A 22,174-nucleotide genomic window follows, 5' to 3' on the forward strand; every position below is an offset into this window, starting at 1 on the left:
CCTCTTTAAACACTCACCATACCGACGCCGACTTTTTTGTAACAGTCATAGCCATACCTCTTAACGATGGAATCGTTGGGTACTTGTGAGTTCGCAGGGGTAAACGGTACACAAATGACCGCCTCAGGTATTGCGCCCTCTACGATAAGCTCCCCATCATCACCCCATCCCTGAATGACAGCCAAGCGTCTCTTCCGCTCCCAGGCATTAATCTCTGCACTTGTCATCGTAACAAAACCACGCTTCAACGCTTCGCTAATTACCTGACGGAATGAATCTCGAACAAGTGGCTGCGCTTCAATGTGCAGTTGATGAACGAGGAAGTGAGCGACCCCTCGCACGCTAGCTACTTCATCTAGAAACGGGGTTATAATCGAGCTATCAGCCCATCCTTTCAAGTCCATATCTTGTGTAAGAAAGCCTAGCTCCAGCACATTGTAGAACCGATTCTGATCCTGACTCCACGCGATTGGAAAATACGGATGACAGGTGCCAAATGCAAAGCCAACATTACCAGGCTTGCTCGGACCACGCGTTTGGTCCAGTTCGATCCCGTGCTTTTCACACCATTCGAACAATTCGCCCCAACCCTCGAAGCGCGTATAGTGATTTTTATTCGTAACAACGGACGAAAGCTTAGCTGATCGCTTTAGAAGCTGCAACTGCCTATCGAATTCAGGCTCGTTCCACGTCTTCCCCGCTAATGCGTGTTCGCTTCGTTGTGAATCCAGCGCATTGTAATGAAAAGCGAGCTCATGCCCATCCTCTTTGATTTGCCGATATACCTCGTCGGAATATCCCGGCTCCAACATACACCACGTTGAGCGCACGCCTAATTCCTTCAACAATTCTAAGGCAGCGACAGCTTGTGTATCGAGATTCCCATCACTATCATGAGAAATCGTGAGTACTTGGTCAATTCCATCTGGCCATATATCCACAAAAGGCAGCGTCTTCCCCATCGCCAACACTGAACCAATTAACCGCGAGATCACGGCTTCTCGCCATAGATCCCCGTATGGCTTAGCGAAATACTTGCCGCCCGTTTCCGTTGTTTGACGATCATACTCCCAGTCAAGCGTACATCCGTCGTCCGCTTTCAAAATGCCTTCATCCACATTGCCTGTTCCATCTGCAGCTGGCACGCCATCTCCCAAAATAGGCTCCTCACCTTGCTGAAGGCTGACAACTGTTTTGGGAACATCAACAGCCCATCGTTCAATTGTTCCTTTACCAATCGAGAATTGTAGAAACAGATCACCCGCCTCTTTGCCGTCCGGCGTATAAGGCGTAATCGAGCCACTTGCTTCTGACAGCGAATCCGCATTTACGACCGTCCATGGGTTCGCACCGATAAATCGCAGCAGCTCATCCTCACCCCTTTGCGCGTTCGACAAACCCACATTGGCATATCCTGCTCCCAAATAGGGGGATCGCAGACAACCTAATCGTCTGGCCCATTTATTCAGTCCGCCAAAGGAGATTAATCTCCCTCCGCCAGCTACATATTGCCAGATGACTTCATCATAGGGTTGCACTTCTTCATCCAAATTCGTTTCAATGAGCATATCATAAGCTGCAAGCGACTTCGTCGTCGTGACTTGCACCCATTCGTAGGGAATCCCTGCATGGGAAAGGATCTCTGCGATATAGCTGCCCCAGCAGTTAAGTCCATAGCTTTGTCTGCGTTGGGCAGCAGAGTCATCCTTGAGGATACCTAGCCTCACCATGTTCATCTATGTTTTCCCTCCTAATAAATCCCCTGTTCGCCGTATTTCTTGGCAATCCGGTTTGCACCGAGTACGAGAATACAGCCGATTACACCTTTAAACACCCCAACAGCCGTTGCAAAGCTATAATTCGATTGGTCAATCCCTTTGTAGTACACATACGTATCCAAGACTTCCGCAATTTCTTTATTGTACGCACTCCGCATCAAGAACAACTGCTCGAATCCACTATCCATGACATGACCTAATCGTATAATCAATAAAATTACAATCGTACTTCGAATACCTGGCAAGGTGACATGCCATATTTTGCGCCAGCGATTCGCACCATCCATGGTGGAAGCTTCATACAAATCCGGATTAATGCCAGCTAACGCAGCAAGAAATAGGATCGTGCCCCACCCTACCTCTTTCCAAATAACTTGCAGAACAATAAGCGGCCGGAAGAAATGCGGGTTCGAAAGAAAACCAACCGGCTCCGCTCGATGGAAATACACTTCTAGGAAATTATTAATCAGCCCTTCGCCACGCAAGAAAATAATGAAGATCCCTACGACAAAAACCCAAGATAAAAAGTGCGGCAAGTAGACGACCGTTTGTACAAATCGCTTAAACAGTTCATTCCGAAGCTCATTTAACATCAACGCTAACAAGATGGGCGCAGGAAAGGCAAACGTAATCTGCATAAAGGAAAGCACTAATGTGTTCCACATGACCCTCGTCAATTCACTCTCAGCAAATAAGGCACGAAACTGATCGAAGCCTACCCAGGGACTTTTCATGAAACCTAAGAAGGGACTATACTCCTGAAAAGCAATCACAATACCAGCCATAGGTAAATACTTATAGATGATAAAATACAAGATGCCGGGCATAGCAAGCAGGAAGAGATACCGGTCTTTATACAGTCTCCTGCGCAATGATTGAGTCAACTGAGGAATCCCTCCCTATCACTTTCGTGCTTTCGAAGCTATACAAGACATCTCCTACAGCAAAATAAATATCGCCGTTCGAAGCACGGGCAGCCGCTCTTACCGGACCTGGCAGTTCCTCTTTTCTCACAACCTGTGTCGTCCGTTCATCGAACCAAACGGCTTCTTTACCGATAAAAGCCAGCATCGTGCCTTGATCCCCTTGCAAAAGCCAGCTGCAAGGCTCAGCAGTTGCTATACGCTCCACAACCTCCATCGTGTTCGGATCAAAAAGATGAAGGGATGATCCCGCTTGAATAAACACATACAAGTTTCCAACTGCAATCGCATGACCCATCTGCTCCTCTACGGGGAACTCAACTTGATGCAGGAGTCCAACATCTGGCTGCCAGACTCCGAATCCACAAGTTGCTTGACGAATAGGAAGTCCACTAGCACCGCCATTCGTCTTCAGATACACATAACGATCATCAGCCGCCACTCCGCAAACTTGCTGTCCATTGTTCAGTGGTTCAGGCCATATGTTTACGTGCTCCGTTTCTGGATCCATGCGGCTCAACGCGCCGCCGTATTGCCCGTATTTGGCGGACCATCCTGTCCAGATGCCGCCATCTGGACCTAGCACACTGCGTCCCTCCGGCCTAATGTAATCTGGCGAAGCCGCTTGCAACATTTTGGGATTGCGATTATTCAATTGATCCCAAGGCTGCTCGGGTTGATAAATAATATGATCGCCACCAACATAAGCAGATAAATACAACTGCTCTCCTAGAGCAACCATCCCGTACACTTCACCGCCAGCGTTGCAGACTGTTGCTGAGTTCCAGGCTTCATCACTCACCGGATCATACCGGAAGATCGTTTGGCCAAATCCGCTGGATCCCCACACTTGATTCTTAGCGTCGGTCAGTAATGTGAATATACGAGTCGGTGATGGATCAGACGGTATTCTTTGTAAAACAGGAACGTCAGAGAGCTGCTCAAGGATAAAATAGTCCTGACCCCGCACCCCAGCATACCTGCCATTCGCCAGTGCGATAACGGAGCAGTCTTGATCATTGGGCAGTGTAATTGCATTCACACTCAGACACTGTGGATCCAGGTCAGGTATACGCTGGAAGGTGACTGCGTCATACCAGATCTGTTCTGTTCCTTTTTCTAAACAGATGAATGAGCTGTTCGCTTCACGGACTGCAAATCCAGGCGCATCAATGGATTGAAATTCACCTTTTTGCAAATCGTACGCCTTTAGGAATGACTCGCTGAAACCACCAGCTACGAAAATTGTGCCTGGTAAACCGCCATAGACCGGACGGCTGTAATGATTATCCAAGTTATCTGATACCCTGCCTAGATTAAGCAATTCATGAGAGCGTGGATCATATCGCAGCAAACTGCAGCCCGGCCAACTTCCACCATATACATGCCCATCTGAACCTAGTGTCATATCCCAGAAATACTTCTCATCTGGATCCGAGAGCGGAGGTGCCCATTCTCGCGTTACTAAATCCAAACAATGGAGATACGCATGATTTGGGCATGTGCCCACGACTAGCTTTTGATCAAACCAATTCACTAGCCCCCAAGCGCCTTCATCTCCTGGCAATGGAAGGACTTCGTACGCGTGACTTTCCGTATCGATGAGAATTAGAGAACCGGTTCCCCCAGCGACAAAGTTGGAGAGAACCAGTTTTTCCCTCCCATCCAGCGGATCGATCATGACTGTTTTAGCCAAAATATTAAAGTTTCTACAAGGACGACCCAGGTATTTATACACGGCTAGCCCTCCCCCATGTTAATGTTCGCAAGTGCGATACGCGCCTAGCTTATTGCCATGCTTCTTTTGCGTCCTTGATTTTAATACCCGCATTCATCTCCGTGATGATGGCTTCGCCGCCTTTGGTTTTCCACTCTTCGACTACTTTACTCCAGTCTGCAACGGGACGAACGCCAGCAATCATTTTGGATTGTTCATCGAGTAAAAATTTCTTTAATTCCGCACCTTTTGAAATCTCTGTTTGAGAAATGACCGCGTAATTCGGGCTTTGGTAGAATTTTAATTGTGTATACTGTTTGGAAATCGCCGCTGTCAATTCTTTCAGTTGTGGCAGTTTATACATGGCTGGATAATCTACATCCGTATCTTTGGACGGAACCATCACACCATCAAGTAGATACGTTGCTGGCACAAGACCTTGCGTGATGGATGCTGGCTTCGCAACGCCAATGCCATCGGTAAGATCATATCCCTCACCAAGTCCACCATATAAGAAATCAAAATCTTTATTTTTATCGTTCTTTTGCTCATTCGGATAGAAGTTACGGGAGAAGTCCACCATACTTAGGATACGTTTAACCTTGTCGGGATCTTTGCCCGCTTGTGCGGAAATAACAGTCATATTGGCGAAGCCACGACTTGCTGTGAAGCCTTTCGAGCCATCTGGTGCGGTAAAGGCATCTAATGGGAGGAACTGTGCTTTCGGTTCTATTTTCAAAAGACCATCCATATATTGCTCCGACATTCCGCGTGGACTACCAATGAAAATACCCGCCTTGCCTGAATAAAATTCTTTATTCGTCGCTGCCCAATCCAGTGTAATGAAGTCCTTCGTCATTGCACCTTCCTTATAAAGATCTGAAAACCACTGAATCATGTCCTTCCGCGCGTTCGAGACAATGCCCGGAATGAAGCGGTTCTTATCATCTTTATGGTACCAAGCATCGGGATCCCAATACGCTCCCATCGGAATCGGCCAGTTGATATCCTTACCAATGGCAAGCCCGTAGGTATCGTTTTTACCGTTTTTGTCCGGATCATTCTTGGTAAAAGCTAGCGCAACTTGCTTAAGCTCCTCATAGTTTGTCGGTGCTTTTAAACCTAAGCTGTCTAACCAGTCTTTGCGCACGACAACAGTAAAACCGAATTTGGGATTATAACCGGGTATCGCGTAGACTTTGCCATTTACTCGGAACTGATCCCAGACATAGTCGGGAACAAGCTTCAACGATGGATAGCTTTTAATGTAGTCATCTAGGGCTAAAAATGCGCCTTGCTTAGCAAATTTACTATATTTATCTGTTAATTCTGCCGAAGGGAGCAAGGTTGCATCCGGAAGACTGCCTGATGCTAAGGTGACATTTAATTTCTCCGTGTAGGATCCGCCTGGCACTAATGCCGCTTGATAATCCACATTAAACTTCTCGTTAATTTTTTGGACGGCTTTGCCATTTTGTGGAGGGACATCACCATTGATGGACTTCATCGTTGTAATGGTGATTTTCTTGGCTGTTTCCGCCGTAGGTGCGGGACTATTGGATGCGGGGGTTGCACCGGTCGGTGACGAAGAGGTAGTCGGCGTAGAGCTGGAGGAACAGGCAGCTACTGCAAGCGATACACTTGAAGCCATTAACACGACAAAAAACTTTTTACGATTCATTGGTCACGTCCCCTTTTTAGTTATCACGTGTGAATACATGCCCTTTCTTACCGAGACGACATGCTGCTATCCCTTAACGGATCCGAGCATAACACCTTTTGCAAAATGCTTTTGTAGAAACGGGTATACAAGCAAGATCGGCAGTGTGGCAACCAAAATTGCTGCCATTTGAATCGTCTCGGGCGGCGGCGGGTTTTCAACCATCGCGAGGTCCATGCCCGTTAAAGCTTTGGAATCACTTTGTACAACAAGTTGACGTAGGATAACCTGAATAGGCCAATAAAAAGGATTGTTTATGTAGAGGATGCCTGTGAAGTAGTTGTTCCAATGGGTGACTGCGTAGAATAAGCAAAATGCGGCTAAAGCTGGTTTAGAAAGTGGTAATACGATTTTACGGAAAATCGTCAGATCATTGGCCCCATCAATAACGGCCGCTTCATTCAATTCGTTCGGAATGTTGAGAAAAAACTGACGTACGACAATGAGATTAAACGGAGCGATGGCAACTGGCAGAATTAACGCCCAAATGGAGTCCAAAAGTCCAGTTGCTTTTACGACAAGATACGTTGGAATAATGCCCGCAGAGAATAATAACGTGATGAGGATGAGCAACAGCATCAACTTCTGCCCATAAATGTTTCTTGTTAGCGCGTAAGCAAATGTGCAGGTAAACAATAAATTGACGAAAGTTCCCAAGATGGTAACAAGAACTGTGATCCACATGGCATGAATAAAGGTACTGGAACCTAGAATATAACGATAAGCATCCATGACCCATACACGTGGAAAGAGCAGCACTTCACTGTGCAAATATTGTTCCAGTGTCGTGAATGAAACGGAGAAGATATAGGCAAACGGAAATAACATCGTCACCGAAATCACGACTAGCAGCCAAACGTTTATCCCGTCGAAGATTCGGCTCGACATCGGACGTTTCATGTAATCCCCCTTCCGATTTACATGTAATTTATATTTGTTTTGTCACTATATAAATTACATGACTTCATCTATCGTGTCAACAATAAAATAAATCGGATGTAAACTGCAATGCACATATTTAGTTAAGAATATCCGTCAATCGCTGATTCAACGTTGCTTCATCTTCCAGCATGGACCAATTGAGTTGTGCGGCTTCCATTATTTTATCCAGCTTCTCGGAGGACAGCCCCATCTCCTTGAGCGATGTGTACGTAGGCACAATATCCCGATACATCGTATAGCGGCTGAAAGCCATGTCTGCTCCCTCTAATTCAGCAGCGCTACGGAGGGCTGGAATGCTTGTTGTACGCAGCCTTAAACCGACTTGGGATTCATACGAAGTGAAGAATTGGGCAAGCAGTGCGGCTTCGTCCTTATTCTGCGAACGATTGGCAATGGCAATGCCGAGCGTAATTAGCAGTGTCTTCGCTTCTTTCCCACGTGGAATAGGTGCAATATCAAAGTCAATGTCTTGCAGATTCAGCAAGCGATTCAAGTGGAAATAAGAGGTAATAATCATCGACAGCTTCCCTTGTGCAAATAAAGCTTCCGGTGTTAGCGGCAATGGCGCATTCGCTAAAAAATGAGGAAACAGCATGGGTCCATCCAAGACGCGTCGATAGTCGTTAAGCCCATCTTTAATTTGCTCCACACTCTGCGCGATAGATCCTTCATTATCACGAGGCGCTTCGACGCCATTTTGCATCAGGAATAGAGGCCAGCGGTTGCGCGACCTTGTATAGAAATAGAAGCCATACTTCGTATTCGGCTGTGTCAGTAGCTTCGCGTGCTCCGCGAGATCCGACCATGTCCAGCTTGAATCAGGCATTGCTAGGGACATCTCTCGAAAGTGTGATTTATTATAGCAAAGCACCAGCGGTGAAAACGAAAATGGCGAAGCATATAAGTGTTCATTCTGACTAAAGCTTTGTGCTAGCATGCGATATTGCCCCTCTAGTGGCGGGGTTGGTGCAAAGTACGCGGCTGCATCTTGCTCCGCTGTTAAACTATAGAAAACGGAATCACTTAACAACGCGACATCGACTTGCCCCTCCTGCAATCCTGAACGCAGATAGGAGGTGTAGTCGCCTCCACTTTCAGCAATGCGAACAATTTCAATGTGAGGATATTGTGCCTCAAATTGATCCAGCAGCGAAGAGATTTGAACCGATTCTTCTAAGTCAGCTGGATAAACAAATCGAATATGACATTTTTGTTGTTTGAACTGCTCAATGACCTGATTACCGACAGAAGGTATTTTTGTGATATACCCTTCCTCAACTAGGGTTTGCAGCCCTTTACGAACAGAAAGATTGCTTAAATCGAACTTCCTAGACAAATCTATTTCACTGGGCAAAAAATCACCAACTTGCAGTGTACCCTGTATGATTTCTTTGCGAAGTGTTCCTACCATCTCATTTAATCGCTCTCTGAATGACTTACGTCCTTTGACCAAGATGACCTCTCCTCGTACCAATTTATATCCAGTTTAAATTAACCAATTATTGTGTATTATTTTACCATGCACATGATTGATTGTACATCAGTAGTCATCAATTTCCCTACAAAGAAAAAACAGAGCCCGTTACCTCACGGAACTCTGTTTTGTGCATGGCTATTGGAGATTCCATGTATGACTACATACTCACTGTCTTTATCGATTGCTTGATGGGAGAACTTTCCAACCAAGGAGAATCTGCTGACAATACATATTCGGAGCGATGAATTTCGTCTAGTGCTGCAAGGAGCTTGCCTTTCTCTGGTGCCTTCATCGTAAAACAAAGTTGCATAGTCGGCTTCTCAAGGCTATTACCTGTGATTTCAATATCCGGCATCATTTTCATCTTCATAATTTGAATGCCTTGGTCCCCTAACGCGGAAGCAATCTTGCCAAGTACACCTGGATGATCTATCACTTTAACAGTGATCTCATGTACACGACGATTTCTTAGTAAGTGCTTCTCCCATTTGTTCAATAAAAGCAAGCTAACTAAAGCCAAGAAGGTGCATAGCACAGCCACGAAGTAGAATCCGGCTCCGACACATAAACCAACAGCCGCAACCACCCACACCGAAGCAGCCGTGGTGAGTCCACTAACTACGGAACCATTGCGTAAAATCGCGCCCGCACCAAGAAAGCCAATACCGCTAATGACTTGCGCAGCGAGTCTTGCTGGATCCGCACGCACATTCGATTCATTAACGAATTCCGAGAACCCATAAATGGACAGAAGCATGATTGTGGTAGAACCCAAACACACCAGTATTTGCGTGCGAAACCCGGCGGCATGGTTACTCCACTCCCGTTCTAAACCAATTAATCCCCCAAGCACAGTCGCTGCCAACATTCGAATCAATAGATCTAGGTGAGAAATATGCCAAACACTAGAAATATCCGCCATCGTTTTCCCCCTCCTTTGGTTATACCCCTTCATCTGCAATGAGATATGTGAAACTGTGCCCCTGATGCATAAGCGCCAGGGGCAAGGTGTGCCAAGTTATTCGGTTAGCGACTTCAAATAATGCCTTGCTTTTTCTGCGTAAATCAGTGGCTTCGCGATATCTGGATTCTGCTCCGCTTCCACAATGATCCAGCCTGCATAATGACGTTTTTTCAACTCTTCAATAATAGGTTTAAAATCAATACAACCATCCCCTGGCACGGTAAACACGCCTCTGCGCACACCTTCACGGAAACGGTACCCATCTAGGAGATGTTGTTCCAACACCTGTTCACGGACGTCTTTCAAATGAATATACGCGATCCGATCATAGTAGGTTTGCAAAATATAAAGCGGATCGCAGCCGCCATAATATGCGTGGCCCGAATCGAAGAGCAGATAAACTAACGTTGGGTCTGTCATTTCCATTAAGCGAGCAATTTCTTCACCGGTTTCAACGACAGTCTCACCATGGAAATGGTACACAAGCTTCATGCCGTTGTCTTTACAGTACTGACCTGCTTTGTGCAAGCCTTCTACCATAAATCCCCACTGGTCCTCCGTTAGAAGCGTGATACTGACCTTGTTATTCGCGGGATCCTCTACCTTATTACTCGATTCACACGTGACGACATATTGACAACCCATGGCTTTCAGAAAGTCTGCATGTGCCCGAAACGCTTCCATCTCCGCCTCATGTCGAGACGGATCACTGAAGTGAACGGATCTCCACTGTGAAGTGAGGACCATATCTTTACTTGCTAATAGTTGTTTGAGCGCATCGACATCGCGTGGAAATTTGCGGCAAAACTCCGTACCTTCGAAGCCGAGGCTTGCCATTTCAGTCAGCACTTGCTCAGCTGTAAAGTGGTTCCCATATTCTTTAATATCTTCATTCACCCAATTGATGGCGGAAATGCCATATTGAACTTTCACGTCGATAACCTCCTAAACATCCTAGCTACTCACTTATCCAAATAAATAGGGTTTGTAAGCGCAGCCATTAACGTCATGTCAACTTCTTCAAAATGCCGCCAAACCTCCGCTCTTACAAAGGTTGTCCCTTGGATGTCAACTTGAAAGGCAAGTCTGCCAGCTTCCGTCACTTCAATTTCCTTTTCCAAACCACGATTACTGATTAGTTTCACCGTATCCCCAATGAGCAGATCCTCTGCTTGGAAAGCAACTTCGTTGATTGACTCTCCTGCTGGTACAACATCTCCCACCATATAGGTGCCGCAATTCAGCTCTACGAAAGGTCCCTGCGGTGCATACGTGATGCACACATGACCCAAATCGATCGCGTTCAGAATGCCATCAACGGTTTTTTCAGAAGCGTACACCCATGTACACGGCATTGCATGCTTCACGTACGGATCTGGGCGATGTGTATCACTTCCACCAACAGCTACAAGTCTTCTGCCGGAGACGAGTTGATCATGCCACCATTGCACGGCTCTCGCATTTCGATCGGCAAACGGCCCGTTCCACACTTCGACCCAATCGTGATCCACATTGAAATCCCATTCCCATGGGCAAAATTCGCAATGCGGGTGATTGATGACGATTTTGGCACCATTTGCTCGCGCTTCAGCAATCTTAGCTTCGACGTCCTCCTGCCCTTTCACTCGAAAATCAAGGATGGGATCGGCAACGCCAAGAAAATTACTATGCCCGAAGTTCGTCGTAAACTCCATGCCGGGAATCATGAGCACATTTGTATTCCGTGGGTAAGTCAGGTTTTGACTAACCGCATTATGATCCGTCATGGCAATGAAATCACACCCAAGCTCCTCCAAAATGGCCGCGTTCTCCTCAAGTGTATACGTGCCGTCACTATTCACGCTGTGTGTGTGCAGATCGCCTTTGAGCCAACGTGGTGTTTTATACAGAAATTCGATGGAGACGTGAACCGAACAGCCTTCACTCGGAACTTTATAGGCGTTATGCAATACCGCCCAGTCGCCTGGCGTTAAATCACCTGACGTATAGCCAGGCGTTGCCTTTTCCAAGCCGACTTGGAACTGTTTGCGCGCACCGCCGCTCCAGCCTCTCACTCGCTTAGAGTCCCTCAAGCCCAAGTCAATAACAGCTCTCTGCTCACTATGAGATTCAATTGTATACGTTACTACTAGCTCTTCTACATGCTCCGGCATTACAAAAGGCACTTCGATATAAGCGCTTTGCTCCGCATGAGCAATTTCGCGCGTAATCGTCATAACTGATCGTTTTCTTACCTCAGGTTTCATCGCTATTCTCCTTGATTGACGCCATTTTAGGGTATGTTCACAGCTGCAATAATAGGGTAATGATCGGAAGGGTAGCCCCCATCAACTTGCCTTCTATCAACAATCGTATCCAGCAATTCTATTTCAGGGGAGACGAAGATATAATCGATAGGTGCTTCATCTGCACCACCGTTGAAATCGTGAGCTGTTCGACCTATAGGTCCTTCTAGAAGGGAATAAGCATCCTTCAACCAGCCTTGGGGTCCTGTCTTCTGCGATTTCCCGCTTAAATAACGAATCGTTGAATTGCTTGGATGACTATTCATGTCTCCCATTAGAATAACTGGTGAGGGCTCAGCAGCTTGATGCCTAGATATATAATTCCAAATCACCTTTGCACCGTTTTCCCTTGCTTCTTGACTGCGATGATCCAGATGCGTATTATACACGACAAAAGCTTTATGGCTAATCTTATCTAGGAATCGAACCCAAGTACACATTCTAGGGAACATGCTATCCCAGCATTTGGTTGCTGCAACGTCTGGCGTATCCGATAGCCAGAAATGTCCCTCTTCCAGCACCTCAAGCTGATCTTTTTTATAAAAAATAGCATTATGCTCATCCTCATGTTCGCCAAAGCGTCCCGTGCCAATCCAATTGTAGGCTGGCAGCTCTTCATGAAGCTCCGTAAGCATGTCATAATAACCCTCTTGTGTGCCGAAAAGAATGGGATCATGTTCTTGGATGGTTTGAGCCACGCGTTTAACGCGATAAGGCCATGCATTGGCCCCATCTTTCGGCTCGTTGTATCGTAAATTGAAAGTCATGACCTTCCCTAACATCACATTGCACCTCTTTTTCAACTATTCTTATTCTTTGACTGAACCTAGCATGATGCCGTGGATAAAGTATTTTTGCAGGAACGGATAGAGAATTAGAATCGGTACCATCGACACAACGATCTTGGCCGCATTGAGTGTTTTATCTGATACCTTCATTAATAATTCCAATTTGGAGGAATCTAGTTCGAGCATGGCGTTCTGACTAACAACGAGCTGCTGAATATACGTCTGCAACGGATAATATTCTGCGCTGCGCATAAAAATCATCCCGTCAAAAAACGCATTCCAGTGACCCACAATACTGAATAACGTAACCGTTGCCATAGCGGGCAATGACAGTGGCAGATAGACGCGAATCATCATGTACCAAGGTCCTGCCCCATCCATATAACCAGCTTCACTGAGCTCTTTCGGCAAGTTACGGAAGAAGTTCATTAACAAAATGACGTTGAACACAGGGACTGCACCTGGCAGTACAAGCGCCCAGATTGTATTGAACATCCCTAAAGATTTAATCGTTAAATATAAAGGAATGATCCCACCGCTGAATAACATCGTGAATAACATGAACCACATATATAAAGTCCGATGCGGAAACTCTTTATTACTTCTAGATAAAGGATATGCCATCATGACAGTCAAAATGAAGTTAATTCCACCGCCAAGCAATACCCGTTTGACAGATACTAGAAAAGCATTGAAAAAGTGAGGCTCTTCCAGAATTTTACGATAAGACTCTAAAGTAAATCCCACAGGCCAGAACTTGACGAGGCCGCCTGCCGCTGCTGCATTATCGCTAAATGAGACAGAGAATACGTGTACAACAGGAGCAAGCGACATGAATGAGATGATAAGCATAACTAAGACGAGAATGGCTTCGGCTACCTGAGCGGATATTGTTTTACTACGTACCATAAGTATTCACCTGCTTCATTAGAAAATTCTGTAATTAGCGTATTTATAAGCAATTTTGTAAGAGAGGATAATGAGTATGAACCCAATCATCGATTTCAATAGGCCGACAGCTGTCGCTAAGCCATATTGTGCTTGCACAAGTCCAACTCGATACACATACGTATCGATAATATCGCCTGATTTGTAGACAAGCGGATTATACAAATTAAAGATTTGATCAAACCCTGCATTAAGAATATTTCCTATGCTCAAAGTAGCCAACAACACGACGGTTGGTACTAAGCTTGGCAAAGTGACATACCATAACTGCTTTAATCGCGTAGCCCCATCCATTTCAGCCGCTTCATACAGCGAGGGATTAATGCCCGCTAAAGCCGCTAAATAAATGATGGCAGCGAATCCAAATTCCTTCCAAATATCTGAACTAACGACAATCGTAGGAAACCAACTATTTTTCGCTAAGAACATAATCGGTTCGATACCAAACATTTTCAACGTGCTATTGATGATGCCATCCAACGACAACATATCCATGACAACACCAGCTAAGATTACCCAAGAAATAAAGTGAGGAAGGTAAACAACCGTCTGTACCCATCTTTTGAAAATATGAAAGCGAATCTCATTCAGCAATATGGCAAATGTGAGCGGAACAATGAGATGTGCAATAATTTTACACACAGCGATAAATACGGTATTAAAGAAAATCGTTTTGCTGTCTTCCAACTCGAACATGTACGTGAAATTTTCGAATCCAATCCAGGGCGAATCCCAGATACCCAAACCAATCTTAAAGTTTTGGAACGCAATGGCGACCCCGAACATCGGAATGAGGTGAAAAATAATAAGAAGCACAATTCCCGGTAAGAGCATCAAATGATAGTGCTTATAAAATGATCGAATATTCATTAGTCATACACCTCTAGTTCAAACATGATTGTGTACAAAAAGCGCACCACCAATCGGTTAGGCGGTGCGCTTTGAGTCAGTAGCTATTACTTTTTGGATTTGTTCAGTTCCTCTGTCACTTCTTTTGTGATTTCGTCGCCGCCTTGCGCTTTCCAATCGGTTACGAACTTATCAAATGCTTCTAGCGGCTTCTCGCCCATGACAATTCCGAAGAACGTTTCTTTCTCCAGCTTTTGCAGATTCGCCCATTTTCTTTCCATCGTCTTCGTGTTAGCAGTAAATTCGCTATACACTTTATTCATGTTTTGTTTCAACAACTCCGCAGGAGCGGTGTAGCCATAATAACCGGACCAATCTTTCAAATCTGCTTTCGGATTGGCTTTATCACGAGTAGCCTTGTCAAACATTTCCTTCATTTCTGGACTTAGCTCTTCTGGTTTGGTTTGCCCACCCAGCGCTTTTTTCAACATATCTGACTTTCTTTCTACCGCATCAGCAAAGTCAAACGTCGCATTTCCGATCGGCCAGTGTTCTGCACTTACGGAGAAATCAAGCTTCAAGGCATCTGGATCTACTTTACGTTGTGCATTAATAAATGTGTTGGCATAGATCATGGCAGCTTCAGGGTTTTTCATCCCTTTTTTCACAACGATAAACTGAGTACTGACAGGTACCATCATGGTATTCACTGCACCCTTGGCATCAGGGATCAAGTAGGGTACGAAATCAGCCTTTGGATTAAGTTTCATCGCGTCAGCAGCCAAACCGCCGGACCACCATGGCCCGAAGAAAACGCCCGACTTACCAGAAACAATATTCTCGTTTGGCTCTTTACGAAGAGCAAATTCCTTATCAATTGCGCCTGCCGCATACATTTCACGCAGCTTCGTTAGTGCTTGTTTCGTTTCAGGTGTAATTGAAGCATAGACTACGTTGCCTGAGCTATCTTTAATCCAGTTGGAAACACCTTCAACCCCACCAGATGGGTAAGCACCGAAAGCTTGGAAAATACCTTTGAAGTCTCCACGTTGCGCTTTACCATTCACAGCCAAGGATTTCTCAAACCCAGCGATCCCCATCGTATCTGCTTTTCCATTGCCGTCTGGATCTTTCTCAACGAAAGCTTTGGCGATCGCCGTTACATCATCAAGCGATTTCGGCGGTTGCAATCCCAATTTATCCAACCAATCCTTGCGCAGCCAAACCATACTTGCAGCATCCGCTTGTACACTGATATTCGGAATACCCATTAACTTACCTTTATACGTCGCTTTTTCAAGCGCTTTATTGTTCGTGGAACCATATAACTCTTTCGCTAATGGCGAAGCATATTTCTCATATACTTTACTCATATCCTCAATTTGACCCGCTTCAGCTAACGCTAGAAAGATTTGCTCATTTACTAGCATAACATCAGGTAAGTCATTACTCGCGATCGCCAGCTTCATCTTTTGCTCATGATCTTGAGGTGCGGCATACCAAAGAATTTTGAAGTTAATATTCGTTTTTTGTGAAATATATTTCATGTACTGGTTGCTTTCCACTGTATCACCAGCTGGCAACTTCGCTCCAGGGCTTAAGCTTTTGAATGTGGTAACTTCAATCGGGTTCGGCATCTTGAAAGGGTCCACTTTCACGTTGGAATCTGCCGTTGATTTCGCGTCATCCTTACTAGTCCCTGTGGTATTGCTTGAACATGCTGTCATCAGAACAGCGATTGCCATCATAGAAATTAGAGCTTTTTTATTCTTCATAATGCCCCTCCTCTTTAGTTACCCTACACATACATCTTAAAATAAAAGAAAGGCACTCGGGTCCACTTCTGTCTTGTGTTTAGGTAGCAAATCGTCTTGAAATCGGCAAATTTGAACGTCCAGTAGACGAAAGTGCACTTATTAGGAGACGATTTGCGACCAAATCTAAGCTACTTGACTGGTTCTTTCTTGCGAAACTCACCCGGCAGCATCCCCGTTAACTCACGAAATACCTTGCTGAAATATTTCTCATTGGGATATCCAGCCTGCGTCGCAATCCACCCAATGGATTTGCTTGACTGGGTTAGTAAGGCTTTCGCATGATTTACCCGCACTTCACGGATGAAATCGTTAAACGTTTTGCCCGCAATATCTCGAAAGCAACGACTGAAATAACTACGGCTCATATTGACCCTTTTCGCAATATCCGTGACTAAGAGGTCCTGCTGGAACTCTGATTGAATAATATCTACCGCTTTCCAAACACTTGCATTAACTTCTGGTGAATAAGGTCCCTCATCCTCTTCTATTAGCGTTGCCAAATGCAGATGCTGAACATGAGCGTGAGCATCCCTTGAGCGCATTTTCTGCTCATCCATCTTGTTCACAATGCGTCTCAGCACATCATCCATGTGCTCATGCTCAAGCTCAACCTTCGTTATGTAATCCAGCGCGCCCAAACGAAGCGCCTCTTGGATAAGTTCAAAATCCTGATGGAACGTCAACACGACCATGCTGATATCCTTATATTTCTCTTTCACCGATCTCATTAAATCAATACCAGACATAACAGGCATGGCCAAATCTGTAATAAGTAAGTCCACTTGGTTATTTTCAAGAAACTCCAATGCTTTCTTCCCATTTCCAGCTTCGCCTACGACTTCTAATTTATGCTCACGCCAAGGCATCATTGTGATGAAGCCTTTCCGTACCAAATGATCATCGTCAACAACCATAACTTTTATCATCATCAAACTCCTCCTATCGGAAGACGAAGAACGATCGTCGTCCCTGCACCGATTGTGCTTTGAATATGGAAACTTGCCGCTGGTCCGAATTGAAATTTGATCATGCGATACACATATTGCAGCCCAATTCCCATTCCTACCTTCTTCGTCTCTAACGTGTTTTCACTCATTAATTGGGCAATATCGTCCTCCGTCATACCGTCACCATTATCTTTTACTTCAATAATGACATGGGATAAACCGTCTTCGATTACGCTCACTTCAATAACGCCATTGTCACCCAAACCATGGTATAACGCATTCTCGACGAGCGGCTGAAGAATAAACCTTGGAACGGCTAATGCAAGTGCTTTCTCATCCGCGTGGATTTTCACATCAAAATGAAAATTGTAGCGGATCCCCTGCAACTCCACGTAATTTTTTAAAGCATCAATCTCATCATTAATTCGGGCAGGTCCGCCTTTACCGAGATTATAATAGAGTACTTTATTCAAGGTAGATACCAACCGATCAATATCCTTCTGCCCATTTGCGCGAGCCAGCCATCGAATAGTATCCAATGTATTATGAATAAAATGAGGATTGATTTGCGTCATTAATTTCTCAACCTCAAGAAAAGCTTTACTCTGTTCCTTTTGCTCCACTTCACTAATGAGCTCAAAAATACGACTTCTCATTTCGGCAAACTCTCTGTAAATCATAGCAAACTCTGAAATTTGCGATTGTCTTCTAGGAAACACTTCTGTATTGCTTTTTACATTGCGAATATCCGTACTAAGCAGGTTAAGCGGTCGATACACCGTTCTCCAAATTAGCCATGCAATAAAGAAACTCGCAATTAATGTCAAAATTGCAAAAAACACAAACTGTTTCATCCATCTATATACTTCGAGATTATAGACCGAATTGGGGACAGCAGACATCACTTTCCATTTCTGATTACTGGCTTCCTCAAACATCCGATACTTACCTGTCTTGTCTTTATGAGAATTAGCAGAAGCATATTCACTCCCTACAGGAAAATCTTCCGAATCCTCGCTATAGACGATTTTGCCATTATTATCCACGATGAGATGTACTAAGTTCCCGCCGAATTGATCATTGTCTTTGAGGATGCTTTCAGCCAACTTAAAATTCGTTTCAATATAGACATACACATCATCACGATCCGGCAGCTCAACTTTCCGAAGAATCGAAAGCACTTGATTGCCATCAATCGGATTAAGCGAAAGATGCGGACCCATATACGTAAGTTTATCGAATTTAATGAGTACAGGAAGATTCTTGAGATCATACTTATCATTCACACTAAAATTCTCGAATAAGGCCTGATTGTCATTTTCAAAATAGTAAAACATTAATCCCAATGTTGGGTTCGTAAAATGAATTAATCCTAATTCGCTTCGAATCTCATCGTTCAATCTTTTCTTTTCGTAAATATCAGCTGCTAAGTAGCTCTCTAGGCTTTTCCCTACTCTGCCGTCAAAGGCAAGCTGCTGTGACGTATGATTTAATTGCCCAAGCGTATCCTCCAACATGATTCGGACCTGATGCAAATTGCTAAGGGCACCGCCTTCTGCCTTATTTTGCAAAATGGCATACATCGAGAAATAAGAAATACTTCCAATCAGAATTAAAGGGGCAAGCGAGCTAATAAAGAGGATGATGATGAGTCGATATTTTAACGAATGCGGCTTCGGTGGTAGAGCAAACTTGTTCCATCTTGTCATGATTCAGCCTCGCTTTGTTGTTATTTGATATAATATTGCCTAGTATACAAAACAAATAAAGCGCTAACAACCGCTTTTCCCCAACTCCAGTGGAAAAAAAAGGATAAATGTGATGTAAAAAAGTCCCAACCATCAAATATGGTTGGGACTTTTTTACACTATTATATTTTTCGTCAAGCCGATGCTTTCGCTCCTTTTCTCACTAAAAGGAAGTAAGATAACATCCCAGCGGCACTAGTGCCTAAAATAATGGCCCCGAGTGGAACTGCCGTATGTTCCCCGGCAATACCAACTAGTGGAGAAACGACCGCACCGAGCAAGAATGGAATGACGCCCATGAGTGCAGCCGCGCTCCCCGCCATATGTCCTTGACTCTCCATGGCCAGCGGAAATGCTGCTGTGGATGTAATGCCTATAGCTGCTACGAAGAATACGAGAGGAATTACAAGTGCATACAGTGGGCCGTGGAAAATAGCCACCAATAAGACGGCAATACTAGCTGCGCTAGCAAGCCACAGACCGAACAACATAAATGACTGCTCCGAAATTCGGTGAGACATCCGACCGACAAGCTGGGAGCCTATAACCAAGGTAATCCCATTGGATCCGAACAATAAAGCAAAAACCGTAGGGGAAACCCCGTAAATATTTTGATAGATAAACGGTGTACCCGAAACATACGAGAAGACCCCCGCGATCATCACCCCTTGTGCGAGCATATAGCCCGTAAAGGAGCGGTCTCGCAAAAGCGACCCATAATTACGCAGTTGCTGAGCAAAATTGCTAGGACTACGGCGCTCGACAGGCAGCGTCTCTTGGAGTCTCCATTTTGTCATCGCAAAGAGGAAAGTCCCGAGTATCGCCAAAGCGATAAAGACGCCGATCCAGCTAGTTAGCGTTAAAACGCCACTTCCCGTTACAGGAGCTACAAGCGGACCCAAATTCCCTACTAGCAAGAGCAGTGAGAAAAATTTGGTGAGCTCGTGACCGCTAAACATATCGCGTGCAATTGCCCGGGAAATGACGATTCCCGCTGAAGCAACAAATCCTTGTACAAGCCGCGCGAGAATCAGCGTCCATATATTCGGCGAGATTGCACAAACGATTGATATCACAACATAAATAGCCATGGAAATGAGCAGCGGTTTGCGTCTGCCGTAGACGTCACTTAGCGAACCCATGACCATCTGACCGATACCCAGACCGAGTAAACAGGCAGTCAGACTGAGTTGAACGAGGGAAGCGGTTGTGCCGAATTGTTCTACAATTTGCGGGAAGGCCGGTAAATACATATCAATGGTAAAAGGGCCAAGTGTCGAAAATAAACCGAGCAGCAGTGCCAAGCGAACGGCATGCTGTTTATTCTTGTTGGTCATTGTATAATGTTCTCCTCTTCTGCATTCCGTATCCTAATCTCTATCTATTTTTGTTCCACCATAACATAACTGTATAGTTTTTGACAACAGTTAATACGCGAGAATGGCGTCTAGTCGCTATAACATACTGCAGCGACCCGAGGATGACGAACACGGCCATAACCCCAGCAGAATATCGATACATCACAGAGTAGTTAGTGATTGAGGAAACGAGACCAAGCAGAATCGCGCCAACGGCAACGCCGAAATCCGTTGAATTGTAGAACATGCTGTTCGCCATACCATACTGCTCAGGCTTCGAGGAACGCAGCATCCAGGCTTGAATGGTCGGCTGGATAGCACCGAATCCAGCCCCATAGAGCAGCGCGGATACGATCAACATCGGCATGGCATGTGCATGCGACAACACCATCATGCTGGCGGTGACGAACAAGCCAGCGGGAATTAGCACGGAAGCATGTCCGAAACGGTCGAAGATACGGCCCGAGAAGGGACGAACGAGAATAATGGTGATCGCGTTGAACAGGAAGAATAAGCCCACCTGCTCGATGTGAACATAATCACCGAATAGGGCTAGAAAACTAAGCAGACCGCTATACGTGATGGAGAGAAACACATTTAGAAGAACGGGAAACAACCATTTACGGTTGAATCCAGGTTTGGCAGCAGGTTTGGATTGAACACCTTGTTGATCAGAATCAGGATCAGGAGGCATTTGCTCCTCGGCGGCTTGATCCCGCTTCGATCGCGAAAGCCACAATACTGGGAAGATAACCACAGATGTAATCAATCCGATCATCGTCAATGGCATGAAGCCAGCTTGTTTCATCACATTCAGCCCGATGGACGGGCCGATCGACATGGCAAGACTCGTCGACAACCCAAAATACCCGATACCCTCACCCATTCGGCGCAGCGGAATGATCCGGGATACAAGTGTCGGCAGAATCGTGCTCGCCATCCCGAAGCCGATGCCATAGCCAATACGCAGCGACAATAACGTGGCGAATGAGCCTGCTGCCGAGTACAGTGCTGTCGTTGCCGCAGCGATAATAAGCCCTGCGAGCAATAGCTTCATCCGCGAAATGCGCGGCATGAGCGCTGCCGTCGCGAAGCGCGATAAGATGGCTGCAAGCGCAAAAACAGACGTAACAAGACTAGCTTGTACGTTTCCTGTATGAAATTCAGCCTTCACATAGGCTGGAAAAGAGGAAAGTAGCATTTGCAAACTTAGAAATAATAGAAAAAAACAAATCGTCAAAGCGATGAACGGTCTCGTCCATAAGGGAGTTTGTTGTTGTTCTGGCTGCACGTTAGATCATCTCCGCATAAAATTTTATTCCTATGATTAGTCTTCTACTAACTCCGAATGTCCGAGCTTTCCACTCACGTGAAGTTGGATGCGTAGCAGCATCTCCATCATGATGTCGTACTCCGCTTCTGATATACAAGCTTTCACATCAGCTGTCACACTATCTTCAATCGGTGTCGTTACACGGATGAGGTCTTGACCGAGCTCCGTGCTGTACACGAGAAACGATCGTCGATCTCGATCGCCTGCTTTCTTATAGATAAGCCCTTTCTTCTCCAGATGATCCAAAATCCGTGTAGTTGTCGGCTTGTCCTTACCGGTCCGTTCGGCAATTTCACGCTGAATCAACCCTTGCGCGCGATCAATCTGATTCAAAGCGGACCACTGCTCAGGCGTAATCCCATGCGCGTGTAGCCGTTGTTGAAACAAAGCTGTCAACTTGCGGTGTGTAACCCCCATCGCGAATCCGATTGGCAAAAGACGGGAATCGGTTGACATATGTGATGCCCCCTCGTAAATAGTTGTTTAGACAACTATATGTTAGACAACATTTTCTGTCAAGGTCATTGAAGTTTTATTCTCTACAAAAAAAAGGCGTCCAATCCTCCCGATTGGACGCCTT

Annotated in this window: 18 protein-coding genes; all 18 read right to left on the bottom strand. The window is 45.3% G+C overall.

Features of this window, described 5'->3' with window-relative positions; all coding sequences use genetic code 11:
- Nucleotides 1-5: 5 nt before the first annotated feature.
- Complete coding sequence (locus AC58QT_RS09400) at nt 6-1,736, bottom strand: polysaccharide deacetylase family protein (protein WP_497408681.1); 1,731 nt, start codon at nt 1,734-1,736, stop codon at nt 6-8.
- Between the two features lie 14 nt (nt 1,737-1,750).
- Nucleotides 1,751-2,605 carry an ABC transporter permease gene (locus AC58QT_RS09405; protein WP_497408866.1) on the bottom strand — a complete coding sequence of 285 codons (855 nt, stop codon included), beginning with the start codon at nt 2,603-2,605 and terminating at the stop codon, nt 1,751-1,753.
- A gap of 25 nt (nt 2,606-2,630) precedes the next feature.
- The gene (locus tag AC58QT_RS09410) at nt 2,631-4,439 is read right to left on the bottom strand and encodes an NHL repeat-containing protein (RefSeq protein WP_497408682.1); all 1,809 of its coding nucleotides are present in this window, start codon (nt 4,437-4,439) and stop codon (nt 2,631-2,633) included.
- A gap of 49 nt (nt 4,440-4,488) precedes the next feature.
- On the bottom strand, nt 4,489-6,099 hold the full coding sequence (locus AC58QT_RS09415; RefSeq protein ID WP_497408683.1) for an extracellular solute-binding protein: 1,611 nt from the start codon (nt 6,097-6,099) through the stop codon (nt 4,489-4,491).
- 66 nt (nt 6,100-6,165) lie between these two features.
- A complete protein-coding gene (locus AC58QT_RS09420; RefSeq protein WP_497282565.1) occupies nt 6,166-7,038 on the bottom strand; it encodes a carbohydrate ABC transporter permease in 873 nt (290 codons plus the stop codon).
- 118 nt (nt 7,039-7,156) lie between these two features.
- A complete protein-coding gene (locus AC58QT_RS09425; RefSeq protein WP_497408684.1) occupies nt 7,157-8,533 on the bottom strand; it encodes an ABC transporter substrate-binding protein in 1,377 nt (458 codons plus the stop codon).
- A gap of 181 nt (nt 8,534-8,714) precedes the next feature.
- Nucleotides 8,715-9,479 (bottom strand): MgtC/SapB family protein, encoded by a 765-nt coding sequence (locus AC58QT_RS09430; protein ID WP_497408685.1) that lies wholly within the window; start codon nt 9,477-9,479, stop codon nt 8,715-8,717.
- Nucleotides 9,480-9,575: 96 nt separating this feature from the next.
- Nucleotides 9,576-10,454: a myo-inosose-2 dehydratase gene (gene iolE / locus AC58QT_RS09435; RefSeq protein WP_497408686.1), complete on the bottom strand. Its 879-nt coding sequence runs from the start codon at nt 10,452-10,454 to the stop codon at nt 9,576-9,578.
- 29 nt (nt 10,455-10,483) lie between these two features.
- Nucleotides 10,484-11,767 carry a CehA/McbA family metallohydrolase gene (locus AC58QT_RS09440; RefSeq protein WP_497408687.1) on the bottom strand — a complete coding sequence of 428 codons (1,284 nt, stop codon included), beginning with the start codon at nt 11,765-11,767 and terminating at the stop codon, nt 10,484-10,486.
- 26 nt (nt 11,768-11,793) lie between these two features.
- Nucleotides 11,794-12,588, bottom strand: coding sequence for an endonuclease/exonuclease/phosphatase family protein (locus tag AC58QT_RS09445; RefSeq protein WP_497408688.1), 795 nt, complete (start codon nt 12,586-12,588; stop codon nt 11,794-11,796).
- Nucleotides 12,589-12,615: 27 nt separating this feature from the next.
- Nucleotides 12,616-13,503, bottom strand: coding sequence for a carbohydrate ABC transporter permease (locus tag AC58QT_RS09450; RefSeq protein ID WP_497408689.1), 888 nt, complete (start codon nt 13,501-13,503; stop codon nt 12,616-12,618).
- 18 nt (nt 13,504-13,521) lie between these two features.
- A complete protein-coding gene (locus AC58QT_RS09455; RefSeq protein ID WP_310222926.1) occupies nt 13,522-14,412 on the bottom strand; it encodes an ABC transporter permease in 891 nt (296 codons plus the stop codon).
- 86 nt (nt 14,413-14,498) lie between these two features.
- A complete protein-coding gene (locus AC58QT_RS09460) occupies nt 14,499-16,166 on the bottom strand; it encodes a type 2 periplasmic-binding domain-containing protein (protein ID WP_497408690.1) in 1,668 nt (555 codons plus the stop codon).
- A gap of 170 nt (nt 16,167-16,336) precedes the next feature.
- The gene (locus tag AC58QT_RS09465; protein WP_497408691.1) at nt 16,337-17,137 is read right to left on the bottom strand and encodes a response regulator transcription factor; all 801 of its coding nucleotides are present in this window, start codon (nt 17,135-17,137) and stop codon (nt 16,337-16,339) included.
- A complete protein-coding gene (locus AC58QT_RS09470) occupies nt 17,137-18,864 on the bottom strand; it encodes a sensor histidine kinase (protein WP_497408692.1) in 1,728 nt (575 codons plus the stop codon). Before AC58QT_RS09470 ends, AC58QT_RS09465 begins: the two co-directional genes overlap by 1 nt.
- 173 nt (nt 18,865-19,037) lie before the next feature.
- Nucleotides 19,038-20,240, bottom strand: a complete 1,203-nt coding sequence (locus AC58QT_RS09475) for a multidrug effflux MFS transporter (RefSeq protein ID WP_497408693.1) — start codon at nt 20,238-20,240, stop codon at nt 19,038-19,040.
- Nucleotides 20,241-20,280: 40 nt separating this feature from the next.
- Nucleotides 20,281-21,552, bottom strand: a complete 1,272-nt coding sequence (locus AC58QT_RS09480; RefSeq protein ID WP_497408694.1) for an MFS transporter — start codon at nt 21,550-21,552, stop codon at nt 20,281-20,283.
- A 36-nt stretch (nt 21,553-21,588) separates the two neighbouring features.
- Nucleotides 21,589-22,050: a MarR family winged helix-turn-helix transcriptional regulator gene (locus tag AC58QT_RS09485; protein WP_497408695.1), complete on the bottom strand. Its 462-nt coding sequence runs from the start codon at nt 22,048-22,050 to the stop codon at nt 21,589-21,591.
- Nucleotides 22,051-22,174 lie beyond the last annotated feature (124 nt).

The organism is Paenibacillus sp. J31R109, assembly GCF_059692055.1.

What these genes read in the sequence shown, in the direction of transcription:
- AC58QT_RS09445 (WP_497408688.1), bottom strand. Translation starts at nt 12,588, where the DNA reads ATGTTAGGGAAGGTCATGACTTTCAATTTACGATACAACGAGCCGAAA.
- AC58QT_RS09475 (WP_497408693.1), bottom strand. Translation starts at nt 20,240, where the DNA reads ATGACCAACAAGAATAAACAGCATGCCGTTCGCTTGGCACTGCTGCTC.
- AC58QT_RS09465 (WP_497408691.1), bottom strand. Translation starts at nt 17,137, where the DNA reads ATGATGATAAAAGTTATGGTTGTTGACGATGATCATTTGGTACGGAAA.
- AC58QT_RS09420 (WP_497282565.1), bottom strand. Translation starts at nt 7,038, where the DNA reads ATGAAACGTCCGATGTCGAGCCGAATCTTCGACGGGATAAACGTTTGG.
- AC58QT_RS09415 (WP_497408683.1), bottom strand. Translation starts at nt 6,099, where the DNA reads ATGAATCGTAAAAAGTTTTTTGTCGTGTTAATGGCTTCAAGTGTATCG.
- AC58QT_RS09460 (WP_497408690.1), bottom strand. Translation starts at nt 16,166, where the DNA reads ATGAAGAATAAAAAAGCTCTAATTTCTATGATGGCAATCGCTGTTCTG.
- AC58QT_RS09455 (WP_310222926.1), bottom strand. Translation starts at nt 14,412, where the DNA reads ATGAATATTCGATCATTTTATAAGCACTATCATTTGATGCTCTTACCG.
- AC58QT_RS09440 (WP_497408687.1), bottom strand. Translation starts at nt 11,767, where the DNA reads ATGAAACCTGAGGTAAGAAAACGATCAGTTATGACGATTACGCGCGAA.
- AC58QT_RS09470 (WP_497408692.1), bottom strand. Translation starts at nt 18,864, where the DNA reads ATGACAAGATGGAACAAGTTTGCTCTACCACCGAAGCCGCATTCGTTA.
- AC58QT_RS09450 (WP_497408689.1), bottom strand. Translation starts at nt 13,503, where the DNA reads ATGGTACGTAGTAAAACAATATCCGCTCAGGTAGCCGAAGCCATTCTC.
- AC58QT_RS09430 (WP_497408685.1), bottom strand. Translation starts at nt 9,479, where the DNA reads ATGGCGGATATTTCTAGTGTTTGGCATATTTCTCACCTAGATCTATTG.
- AC58QT_RS09485 (WP_497408695.1), bottom strand. Translation starts at nt 22,050, where the DNA reads ATGTCAACCGATTCCCGTCTTTTGCCAATCGGATTCGCGATGGGGGTT.
- AC58QT_RS09400 (WP_497408681.1), bottom strand. Translation starts at nt 1,736, where the DNA reads ATGAACATGGTGAGGCTAGGTATCCTCAAGGATGACTCTGCTGCCCAA.
- AC58QT_RS09405 (WP_497408866.1), bottom strand. Translation starts at nt 2,605, where the DNA reads ATGCCCGGCATCTTGTATTTTATCATCTATAAGTATTTACCTATGGCT.